Annotated in this window: 1 protein-coding gene; it reads left to right on the forward strand. The window is 67.8% G+C overall.

The genetic code is table 11. The annotated features are described in order from the left end of the window. Nucleotides 1–196 precede the first annotated feature (196 nt). Nucleotides 197–12,595, forward strand: a complete 12,399-nt coding sequence (locus VPH47_RS09190) for a filamentous haemagglutinin family protein (RefSeq protein ID WP_368850580.1) — start codon at nt 197–199, stop codon at nt 12,593–12,595. Nucleotides 12,596–12,895: the final 300 nt, after the last annotated feature.

A 12,895-nucleotide genomic window follows, 5' to 3' on the forward strand; every position in this document is an offset into this window, starting at 1 on the left:
TTCTGTAGGTGCAGGAGATGCGCAAGGGCGCCGGCAGCAATGCCGGCGCCTTCTGCGTATGTCCGCTGCATGACAGTGATGCGCCTGTCGCCTTCACGCCGCCGCCACCGTCTATGAGGTGCAGGGCGTGCCTCGAGCAGGCCCATCCGTACACACGCCGCCGCCGACGCGGCCCATCAGGTTGACGAGGTCCCCGATGTCGCACCCGCATTCGCCCACCGCCCGTTTCCCTGCTGCCTTGTGGCGCAGCCATCCGATGGCCTGGGCCGTCGCAGTGGCCCTGGGCAGCGTGGTGGCTCCGGCCACTCAGGCCCAACAGGCGTTCAGCCCCGGCTGGTTCGCCGAGCGCGGTGCGGCGCAGGGCGCGGCGGCACAGAGCGGGCGCATGCCCAATGGCGTGCCGATCCAGTTCCAGCTACCCGCGCAGCAGCAGGATGCGGCACGGCAGAAGCTGCAGCAGTCGATCGACAACCTTGGTACGGCCGCGCAGGCCATCGCCCTGCAGCAGCGCCTGCAGGAACAGGCACGGCAGGCGCGCCGCGAGGCGGGCTTCGTGGTCGCCGATGGCCTGGGCAAGGATGGCCTGAAGGTCGACGAGAATCCGCTGACCCGCGGCTGGATCAACGCCCGCGAGGCGATCCAGTCGCAGGCCGCCGACGGGCGGGTGCTGGTCAACATTGAGCAGACAGCCGACCAAGCGATCCTGAACTGGGAAACCTTCAACATTGGTGGCAACACCACACTGAATTTCCTGCAGAACCCCGACTGGGCCGTGTTGAACCGGGTCAATGATCCCACCGCAAGGCCCAGCCAGATCCTTGGCCAGCTGAAGGCAAATGGCACGGTGTTCGTGGCCAACCGCAACGGTGTGGTGTTCGGCAACAACAGCCAGGTCAATGTCCGCAACCTAGTCGCGGCGGCGGCGCGCATCAGCGACGCGCAGTTCCGTGAGCACGGCCTGTACAGTGCCGACGCGAACACCTCTGCGCTGACCGACGCCGTGGGCAAGGTCATGGTCGAGCGCGGTGCACGCATCACCACGCACGAACCGACCACGGCCACCCGCGGCGGTGGCTATGTACTGCTGGCCGGCCACAGTGTGGAGAACGCCGGACAGATCGAGACTCGAAAAGGCCAGGCCCAGCTCGCCGCCGGTGACAGTTTCGTGATCCGCCGCGGCATGGGCACCGCCCAGAACACCGCGTCCACCACCCGAGGCAATGAGATTGCCCCGCGCTTCATCGCTGACAGCACGGCGGGCGGCGTTCGCAACAGTGGCCTGATCCAGGCGCGCGAAGGTGACATCACCCTGGCTGGACGCCGGGTCGAACAGGCTGGCGTTGCAGTCGCGTCCACCACGCTGAATCAGCGCGGTACGGTGCACCTGTTGAACTCGGCGTCCGATGCAGCGGGCAGTGTGACCCTGGCTGCCGGCTCGACCACTGCAGTACTGCTGGAAGACGATGGCAAGAGCACGGCGCTGGACAGCCAGCGCGACGCGCTCATCAAGGAATCCACCGAGCAGGACAAGCTGCGCGGTTCCAGTAACAGCGGCACCTTCGACAATCTCTCGCGCCTGCAGGACCGCCGCGAGCAATCGCGCATCGAAGTCGTCTCCGGCGGCGATGTGAACTTCCAGGCCGGCGCGCTGGCGGTGGCCACCGGCGGCCAGGTGATCGCCGACGCCAGCCGGCGCAGCTATCTGGATGATGGCGCGCGCGTGGACGTCTCCGGTGCGGTGGGCGTGCAGGTGGCGATGGAAAGCAACAACGTCAAGGTGAAGGTGCAGGGCAATGAGTTGCGCGATTCGCCAGACAACCGTGACAGCGGCAGGCTGATCAGCAGCGAGGTGTGGATCGACCGCCGCCAGTTGACCGAAGTCGCCGCCGGTACCGGCGGCTATGAAGGTACGCGCTGGTATGCCGGCGGCGGCCTGCTGGAAGTGGGGGGCTACCTGGACAATCAGGGGCATTCGATCAGCGAATGGGCAGCGCAGGGTGGAACCGTCCAGCTGGCAGGCAAGGAAGTCGTCAGCCACGCCGGTTCGCGCATCAATCTGGCCGGTGGCAGCCTGGATGTGCAGTCCGGCGTGGTGCAGCAGAGCTGGCTGCGTGGCCGCGACGGGCAGTTGTACCGGCTTGATGATGCACCGGCCGAGATGCTGTACGACGGTCTGTACCAGGGCTATGAAGTGAAGCAGGAACGGTGGGGAGTGACCGAATCGTTCCGCAATCCGCTGGTGGCACCCACCCAGCGTTTCGACAATGGCTATATCGTGGGACGCGATGCTGGCCGTCTGCTGATCTCGGCGCCCACGGCTGTCCTGCAGGGCCAGGTGGATACGGTGGCCTTCCAGGGCCTGCAGCAGACGCGCCGCCCCGACCAGGGGCAGGACGGGTACGCGCAGGCACAGACGGCGGCGGCCCGCAACGCCCAGCTCTGGCTCGGGCGTTTCGACAACACCGGCCGAAGTGCAGTGTTCGATTCGCAGATCCGCATCGGAGCGCTCCAGGCCGACACCCGGTCATGGACGTTGCAGGCGCCGATCGGGGAAACACAGCGCAATACCGTGTGGTTGGACAGTGAGGTCCTGAGCGCTCAGCGTTGGGGGCAGGTGGACCTCGCTTCTGCGGGCCGTATCGACCTGGATGGCACGCTCAGGTTGCAGGAGGGCGGTCGGCTTGGGCTCACTGCAAGCCGCGTCAGCTTCGGTGGAACGGTGCAGATTGCCGGCGGGCAGGTGGAGGCCGGCAACCTGCTTCCGGCGCTCGGCGGGCCCTCGGCCCTGCTGAGGTCCGGACGCGGCGCGGTGGATGTTGCGGCGGGCGCACGGATCGATCTTGGCGGCAGTTGGAGCAACGCGCTTGCTGCGCCGGATGGCGACCCCGCGCAGGCGTGGATCGACGGTGGACAGACGCGCTTCAACAGCAGTCACGACATCCGTGTGGGTGAAGGGGCAGCGATTCTTGTCGATGCCGGCGGCGCGATCGATGCCAGTGGCAAAGGGCGCGTAGGCAAGGGCGGCAGTGTCAGCCTGCTCGCGGCCAGCACCGAGGTTGCCACCGACGGCAGCGGGCGGATCCGTATCGGCGATGGCGCACGCTTCAGCGCGCTCGGCAATGGAAGCGGCAATTTCACGTTGGCAACAGGCGGTGCGGTGTCTATCGGCGCGCCTGGCACGGATGCATCGGCGGCGTCGTTGCAACTGCAGTCAGCACTGTTCAGGAGTGGCTTCGCCGGCTATGACATCGCCGGGCACAACGGTTTGACGGTTGAAGAAGGTACCCAGCTGCAGGTGGAACGACCGGCGCTGCGCCTGGCCGAGGGCGCACAGCAGGCACTGGCCCGCGAGCAGGGCGTTCAGGCCTGGACGCCGTCGCTGTATGAGGCGGATCCGGCCAGCGGGCGTGTATCGCAGCGCGGCGGCGCGAGCCTGGCACTGCGCGCAGGGCATCTGCTGTCCACGGCCGATCTGCGCGTTGGCAAGGGCGCAAGGATCGAGGTCGATGCCGGCCAGTCGATCGAACTGTTCAGCGCCGGCAACCTGGACGTGGCTGGCAGTCTGAAGGCGGCCGGCGGCCGTATCCACCTGGACGAGGCATTCGATCCGACCGGTGTGCGTGGCGATCAACGCCGCGAACGTCGCTGGACGATTGCCGAGGGCGCCCTGCTGGACGTGAGCGGCGATAGCGTTTCCCTGCCCGACGCGCGCGGGACATTGCGCGGACAGGTGCGCAAGGGCGGAACGATCGAGATCGGGGGGGCGTTGGACTGGGAAGACCAGGACAACGTACGCCACTTGCCGCCCGATACCTTCGTGGTGGTGGAGCGCGGTGCGCGGCTGGACGCGTCCGGTGCTTCGGCGCTGCTGGACATTGATGGCAGCGGGCGCACCCGGGTGGACAGCGACGGCGGCAGCATCGTGCTGCGCGCCGGCAATGCGCTGTACCTGCAGGGCGACCTGGACGCAGCAGCGGGCGGCGACGGCGCGCGCGGTGGCACCCTCGGCGTTGCCTTCGGTGGCGGAACCTACGGCAGAACGGCAATGAACAAGGAAGTGCTGGCGCCGAGGGTGATCTCGCTGACCCAGCACGCCGCGCAGACGACCGACCTGCCTGCACGCCTTGAGTACGGCCATGCGGCACTGTCGGTGGAGCAGATCGAGGCCGGTGGTTTCGATCATCTGGCCTTGTTCGGCGATATCCGCGCCCAGGGAGATGTCACTCTGCGCATGGACCAGAGCCTGCGCCTCCAGGGCTTGAACGAGCGTTACCTCGGCTTCGTCCCGGGCAACAGCGAGGGCAACCGTCTGCAACTGGACGCGCCGTATGTCCGCCTTGCGCAGGGGCGCTGGTGGCAGCCGGCCGGGGAAGGCACGTTGCGCCCGCAGGAAGCGGGGTTCGACAGCGGCCGCCAGCATCGCCTGGAGGTGGGTGCCGATCTGATTGACCTGCGCGACGTCACCTGGCTGGCGGGCTTTGACCAGGTCGCGCTGCGCAGCCGCGGCGACATTCGCTTGCTGGCCCCGGTCGCCAGCAGTTCACTCGTGTCCTCGCTGGCAAGCCCGGGTTCGATCGATATCAGCGCCGCACGCATGTATCCGGCGGCCCGGGCCAAGGGACGCATCGTGGCGGGCGTCCCCGACATCGGTCCTTCAGGCCTGCCGTTCTGGCAGAACCCCGACGCCGTACTGCGCATCCATGGCATTGCAGGCGGCGCGCAACCGGCACCGGACTCTGCGTTCGGAAGCCTGGAGCTGGTGGCAGCGACGGTGGTGCAGGGCGGCAATGTGCAGGCGCCTTGGGGCCATGTGCAGCTGGGTGGCAGGGAATTCAACGCTGATGCGGCCAGCCGCGTCGACCTGCTTGCAGGCAGCGTGACGTCGGTGAGCGGTGCCGGCCTGCAGCTGCCGTTTGGCGGTACCGTGGATGGTGTGGGCTGGCGCCGCAACGGTGCCGACTTCGATGTGCTGGGCCCCGGCTCGACCAACATCCCGATCGGTATCGACATCGTCGCCAACGCCGTCGATGGCGTGGTGGGCAGCGTGCTGGACGTGTCCGGCGGAGGCGAGCTGTCCGGCGCTGCATTCGTGGCCGGGCGCGGTGGCTCGGTGGACATCCTGCGGCATGCGCTGGCGGATGCGAACCCGCGCTACCGCTTCAGCGGCAGTGACAATGCGGTCTACGCGATCATGCCGGGACGCTCTGGCACGCAGGCGCCGCAGGCGATTGCTGATGGCAGCGCGGACCCGCGCATCGGCCAGCAGATCGTCATACCTGCGGGGGTCCCCGGCCTCCCGGCCGGAACCTACACGCTGCTGCCGGCCAGCTACGCACTGCAGAAGGGCGCATTCCGCGTCGAAGTCGGCGCCGAACGCGCCGTCGGCAGCAGGCAGGCAGTGGCGACCGGCACAGGCTCATGGCGTGTCAGCGGGCACCGGGCGCAAAGCCTGGGCGGGGCAGTGTCGCCGCTGCTCACCGATCTGGTGCTGACGCCAGCGGAAGCGGTGCGCCGCCATGCCAACTACAACGAAACGTCCTACAGCACGTTCGTACAGGGCGTGGCCGAACGGCGTGGCGAAGCGCTGCGCTGGCGGCCTACGGACGCCGGCAACCTCAACCTGGCACTGGGTGAGGGCGCCGGACGTTCGAGCGTGCCAGCCGCGATCTTCCAAGGCGTGTCGCGCTTCAACGCCGGCAGCAATGACGGACGCGGGGGCACGCTTTCGGTCAATCTGCTCAACTCCAATGACGCGATGTTGGAGATTGTCACCGAAGGCGGCAGCGCCGGCAGCGGTAGCGGCGCCACCGTCTTCGACTCGGCGCTCAATGCGTTCCGCCCGGAGACGATGCTGATCGGCGGCGTGCTGCGGCGTGACGCGACGACCCATTCGCTGGAGGGCAGGGCGCAGCACATCGTGGTGCGCAACGGAGTCAACCTGACGGCGCAGGAAGTGCTGCTGTCGGCCGCGTTCGGAGGCAAGGGAATCCTGGTGGAGCAGGGCGCTTCGATCGATACCTTGACCGGGGCAAATACCTCGCGCGTGGCACAGCCCACGGCGCCCTATCTGGTGTCGGGCGGCCTGCTTGCCGTGTCCAACCAGCGCTTGACGGCGCTCAGTGCGCAGGGCGGCAGTGCCGCCGGTCCGGTGGCGATCGACATCGGCGGATGCGTGGTGGACTGCAATGGCCAGACCCGGTTGCTGTCGGCAGGCAGCATCAATGTGGTCACCGACGGTGCCTTGAACATTGGTGATTCGGTGAGCTACGGCACGCGCCAGCTCGGCCTGGGCATGTCGGCGCTCAATCTCGGCAGCGCCGAGGCCATTGCGGCGGCAGCGGCGGCCGGCGCCCTGCCGGCGGGCATGACCATGAACCAGGAGGTGTTGCAGCGATTGCTGCGGGGAAACACCGCCACCGGCGCGCCGGCGCTGGAGGCCCTCAGCCTGACCGCGCGCGATGCCATCAATGTCTTCGGCAGCGTGGACCTGGACACCCGTGAGGGCGCAACCGGACGCAGCAGCCTGCGCAGCCTGGTGCTGGGCGCACCGGCCATTCACGGTTACGGCACCGCTACCGATCGCGCACGCATCTTCGCCGATACGCTGGTCTGGGACGGTACGCTGGCCGGCACCACGTTGCCCGGCGGTGAGCAGACCCAGCCGGCCGGCGAGGCGATGGTGGGCCGGCTTGGCCAAGGGCAGCTGGAAATCAATGCAAGGGCGCTGGAGCTGGGGCGTGCGCCCTTTACCCGGCCCAGTTCGTCGGTGGCCGCGGATCGCCAGGTGCTCGGCTTCGCCGGCGTTACCCTGGCAGCATCGGATCGCATGTTGTTCTCCGGCAAGGGCAGTCTGGATGTCTTCCAGCGGCAGGGCGATTACGTGGCAGGCAGCGGCTGGCAGTTCAGCGGCGGCGCGCTGGATATCGTTACCCCGCTGCTGACCGGCAGTGCGGGCGCGCAGCTGGCAATCCGCAATGGCGGTACGGTGCAGTTGCGCGGTGCTGCGGCAACCGCGGGCAGCGATGCGTTGGGTGCGGAGTTGTCCATCACGGCCGAACGCGTTGTGATCGACAGCCGGGTGGCGCTGGCGTCCGGCCGGTTCGAAGCCAATGCCCGCCAGGGCGTGGCGCTTGGCAGCAATGCAGTGCTGGACATGGCGGGGCGGAAGGTCAGCCTGTTCGACGTGGACAAGTACAGTTGGGGCGGCGACGTAGCGCTGTCGAGCCGTGACGGTGACATCGTTGCCGACGCGGCGTCGCGCATCGATCTTTCCGCCCGCAACAACCGCGGCGGCCGCTTGACGGTCGCTGCGCTGGGCGCGCAGGGCGGCCGTGTGGATCTGGCAGGCACGTTGCTTGGCGGAGCCAGCGGCCGCTACGACGCCGGTGGCACTGAAGTGCCCTACGACGGCGGCGAGCTGGTAGTGCGTGCACGCCAGTTGCAGGACTTCTCCGGCCTGAACACCCGGCTTACCGCCGGTGGCATTACCGGTGGCCGGACGTTCCAGTTGAGCGAAGGCGACCTGGTGATCGGCGATGAAGTGAAGGCACGCAACGTGGATATCAGCGTCGATGGCGGCAGCCTGCTCGTCAATGGCCGCATTGATGCCAGTGGCGAACAGGTCGGCAGCATCCGCCTGTCCGCCCGCGATGTGTTGCGTATCGACGGCACATTGGACGCGCATGGCAGCGCCTTGCGCGTCGATAGTTACGGCAAGATCATCGACAGCCCGAACCGGGCGATGATCGAACTGACCTCGGCGAGTGGCAGCCTGCAGCTGGGCGCGACCTCATCGATGGACCTGCGCGCCGGCACCTCGGTGGCCACGGGTAGCAGCCCTGGCCAGAACGATGGCCGCGCACGCGGCAGCGTCAAGCTCAACGTGCCACGCGTGGGCAGCAACGACGCTGCGATTGACGTGGCCAGCGGACTCCGCATCGCCGGTGCCGCCGATCTCCAGGTCAACGCCTTCCGCAGCTATGATTCGGCGCCGTTGGCAAGCGCTCCGGACGTGCATGGCCATCGTCCGCAGGTGATCAACCAGCATTGGCTGGACACGGTTGTGGACCCGGACAACAGCCAGTGGATGAATGCCGCACTGGCCAATGCGGGATTGCAGCAGCGCACTGCCGCACTGGGCAGCTACCGCCTGCGCCCCGGCGTGCAGATCGTGGCGCGGACCAGCAGTGACAACCCGCGTGGCGATCTGGTCGTGGCCGGCGATATCGATCTGTCCGGCTACCGCTACGGACCGCAGTCGAACCGGACCGATCCGGCACGGCGCGGGTTCGGTGAATCGGCAGCGCTGGTGCTGCGCGCCGAAGGCGATATCAACGTCTACGGCAGCATCAACGATGGATTCGCGCCGCCGCCTGCCAATCCCGATGAGGACGGCTGGGTGCTGCTGGAAGGGCGCAGTAGCGGTACGCCCAACACCGCGTTCGGCGGCGACCTGATCGTGCCCGGTGAGGGTGTCCAGTTGCAGCGCGGCACCGAATTCCGTGCCGGCGCCACGCTGAACTATGCACTGCCCTTCGAGGCCGTGACCCTGCCGGCCGGAACCGTGCTGCCTGCGGAGATGCGGCTGTCGGGACCGTTGCTGCTGCCGGCCGGTACCGTGCTGGGCGCAGCAGTGACGACGGCGGGTGGCGAGGTGGTTGCGGCTGGAACCGTGCTGGCCCAGGCATTGTCGTTGCAGGCGGGTGCGCGCCTGGGCGCCGGCTTCCGGCTGCGCACGCCGGCGCCGGTGGCCGCACAGGTGTGGCCGGCCGGCGTCGTGCTGCCGATGGCGATGAAGCTGTCAGGCGCACTGGACCTGCACGCCGGCGCCATCATCCCGTCGATGACCAAGGTGGAGCTGGCCGGCGATGCGCCGGTGAAGCTGCGAACGGCCGACGCCAGCGGGCGCCAGGGGCGTAACTGGGCGCTGGCGGCGATGCTGCCCGACGGCACCACCTCGTGGGATCTGACCGCGGTGGCCGGTGCGGATACGGCGGCTGCCGATCCGCGTACCCGCCGTTGGGGTAGCGACGGCAGCATCGTGCTGGCCGACAGCCACTACAGCACCATCGGCACTGTCACCACGACGACGGAATGGAAGGGTGATCGCGTGATCACCTTGGACGGCTCGCTGAATCTGTGGGGTGACGAATCGTGGGTCGGGAAGCCCGTGGCTGATCTGGCCCGGGAGCTGGGTTTGACCGAGAACGAAGTCTGTGACTCCGGACCCAATTGCGGCCCCGCCCCGCGACTGGTGGACAAGGAAGGCTCGCTGGCATGGTGGGGCGATGAATCCTGGGTCGGCCGCCCGGCTACGGAACTGGGCGCCGAGATGGGCATGTCGGAGGAAGAGATCTGCGCGGCAATGGGCTACTGCTACGGTGGTGGCACGCTGACCGAGGTGACCACCTACGGCAAGCGCCTGGGCTCGCCGGCTTGGAGCGTGCTGCGTACCGGGAAGGGTGATCTGGCACTGCTGGCCGCGCAGGACGTGCGCATGAAGTCCGGCTTCGGCGTGTACACCGCAGGTGCGCCGACGCTACTGGGCGATGGCAGCGACCCCCAGTTCAATCCGGTGCGTACGGCTGCGCCCTGGCACACCTCGCTGCTGGGCAGGAACCAGGTGTCGGGCAACTATGATGCGGCGCTGGCCAGTTACCGTGCGTGGTATCCCGACCATGGCGGCGATCTCAGGGTTGAAGCTGGACGCGACATCATCGGCGACGCCTGGACCGCCCGGTCCGAATCCGGTACGGCGCAGCGCGACCAGGCCGGGCATTCAAGCGCAGCCGTGGGCGGCTGGTTGTGGCGGCAGGGTACGGGCACCACCGAAGGCGTCCAGGCAACACCCACGAGCTGGTGGATCAACTTCGGCACGTACAGCACCGTGGGCGCCGAAGCGGACGCAGCTCCCCGCATGGTCGGGTTCACCGGCTTCGGCACGTTGGGAGGCGGCAATCTGTCACTGGAAGCGGGCCGCCACGCGGGCGTGCTCGACCCGATGGGCAATGCCCTGGGGCTGTTGACCGCGCCTCATTCCAGCGCGATTGTTGCTGCGGTCGGGTCGACCGGGCGCGTCAGCAATGGTGAGCTGCATCTGACCGGTGGCGGCGACCTGACCCTGCGCAGTGGCGGTGCGTTGAATCCTGGCCTGCGCGCCAGCGCGCAGCAGCCGGAGAGTTTCCTGCAGGATCTGGATCTCAATGGCGCGGTGACCAACCTGCGCGGCAGCACCCTGCTGCAGGCGGCACGCATCGGTGGCCTCAGCGCGATACAGAGCAGCTACGGAACGCTGGGCCTGATGGATCCGTTCGTGGCGGACGCCCCGGTGGCGATGGCGGGGCCCCTGCTCATTCTGGGTGATTCCACTGCCCGCCTGCAGGCCCGTGGTGACATTGTTCTCGGTGGCGCCGCAGATGCAGGGCGTGTACCGACGGCCAACTACAACGACGTGGTTCTGGGCGATGGCCAGCATGCAGCTGGCACGACGTGGTTCTCGCTCTGGACCCGAGGCACGGCACTGGACCTGTTCTCGGCAGGCGGAAATCTCGCACCCAGCCTGGCCGGAAGTCTGCATGCAACCGGTAGCAACATGTTCGCTGAAGGCATCGCGCTGCGCGAGCAATCCGTTCCCGCCAGCATCAATTACTGGCTGTATCCGTCCAGGTTCAGCGCGGTGGCAGCGAGTGGTGACATCATCAGCGCCCCGCTTCGAGGTCTCGGACCAGGGGCGACTACGGGCGATGTGATCCTGCTCGCGCCTTCGGCCAGCGGCCAGCTCGATGTTCTGGCCGGAGGCTCGATCCATGCCGCGATCAACGCCACCGGCATTGCACGTTCCGGTAGCGACGCCCGCCTGCCTGGTCCGTTTGATCCTGCATTCATGGCCCAGCGGGGCGCCAGCCTGACCCGGGTCGGCCACAATCTCTCCGACGATGGGGTGCAGGGAGCGGATCCGTCGGCGAACCTGCCCTTGTTCGCGTTCGGCCCCAGTACTCCGACCACGGGTGCGCTGACGTCCCGGCCCACGTCGCCCAGCCGCTTCTATGCCGTTGCCGGTGACATCATCGGGTTGGGCAGCGGCGGGCGCAGGCAATTGAGGCGGAACATCGGCGAGGAGAGCCGGACACTGTTCGACTGGTACGAAGCGGGCTCGGCCGTACAGCTGCGCGCCGGTCGCGACGTGATCAATGCGAACGTCACCGCGCTCAACACCAGCGGTACCGATATCAGCGGGATCGAGGCGGGCCGGGACATCATCCGCAGCAACCTGACGGTGGCCGGCCCCGGCAACGTTGAAGTGAGTGCGGGCCGGCAGCTGCGCCAGGAAGAGGCCGGAAGCATCGTGAGCCTGGGTGGCGTCGTCCAGGGCGATGCCCGTCCCGGTGCCAGCATCGCAGTGACTGCCGGCAATCAGGGCATTGACTTCGATGCACTGCGCACGCGCTACCTGGATCCGGCCAACCTGGCCGATCCGGCGCAGTCGCTGGCATCGCAGCCCGGCAAGGCGGTGAAGATCTATGACAAGGAGTTGAAGCAGTGGCTGCAGCAGCGCTTCGGCCTGGCCGTCGACGGCGCCGAGGCGCTGGCTGCGTTCGACCGGTTGCCGAGCGAACAGCAACGGATCTTCCTGCGCCAGGTCTACTACGCCGAGCTGCGCGAAGGTGGCCGCGAGTACAACGATCGGAATGGGCCACGCGTTGGTTCTTACCTGCGCGGCCGCGAGGCCATCGCCACGCTGATGCCGGACAAGGATGCCAATGGCGCAACGATCAACCGTACTGGCGATATCCTGATGTATGGCGGCGCCGGCGTACGTACCGAAGCCGGTGGCAATATCGAGCTGATGGCACCGGGCGGACAGATCGTGGTGGGTGTGCAGGGCGTGGTGCCACCGGCCAGTGCCGGGCTGGTGACCCAAGGGCAGGGTGACATCCGGCTGTTCAGCCAAGACAGCGTGCTGCTGGGCCTGTCGCGGGTGATGACGACGTTCGGCGGTGACATCCTGGCCTGGTCGGAGCAGGGCGACATCAATGCCGGTCGCGGTTCGCAGACCACCTTGTTGTACACGCCACCGCGTCGCGTCTATGACGGCTGGGGCAATGTGATCCTGTCGCCGCAGGCTCCCGCCAGTGGCGCAGGCATCGCCACCTTGAACCCCATCGCCGAAGTGCCGCCGGGCGACGTCGACCTGATCGCGCCGCTGGGCACCATCGATGCGGGCGAAGCAGGCATCCGTGTCTCGGGCAACATCAACCTCGCCGCGCTGCAGGTGCTGAACGCGGCCAACATCCAGGTGCAGGGTGAGAGCAAGGGCCTGCCGGTGCTGGCCACGGTGAACGTCAATGCGCTGGCTTCGGCCAGTGCAGCGGCGAACAGCGCCAGCCAGGCGGCACAGGACGTGATGCGCAAGAGCCAGGACGATGCACGACGCAACCAGCCATCGGTGATCAGCGTGCAGATCCTCGGTTTCGGCAGTGGCACCAGCAGCATTTCGCCGCCGGCACGCGGCACTACTGCCAACAGCGGCTACGACGCCAACAGCGCGTTCCAGTTCCCGCAGGCCAGCCGCGACGACGGCACGCAGCGCCGATAGGCATTGCACGCCACGGTAGGTGCCGACCTTGGTCGGCACGCATTGCCCGGTGCACCGCATCGGGCTGCAGCATCGGGCCAGCCGCCAGGGAGCGGTGGCGGCCCCAGCCAGGACGGCACGGAGGGCAGGGAGAGGCCATCAGCGGTGAGGACCACCGACACAGCGCCGCCGGGTGCAGGAGAGCACCCGGCGGCAGGAGGGACGCGCGCATGTGTCACGGTAGATGCCGACCTTGGTCGGCAGTAGATCCACGCCATGCGTGGATGGCTTGGCCAGCTTCAGTGCCGACCAAGGTCGGCA

Source organism: Stenotrophomonas sp. WED208, from assembly GCF_040984485.1.
Lineage (GTDB): Bacteria > Pseudomonadota > Gammaproteobacteria > Xanthomonadales > Xanthomonadaceae > Stenotrophomonas > Stenotrophomonas riyadhensis.

Excerpts from the sequence above, each read along its gene's own strand:
- VPH47_RS09190 (WP_368850580.1), top strand. The coding sequence starts at position 197 with ATGTCGCACCCGCATTCGCCCACCGCCCGTTTCCCTGCTGCCTTGTGG.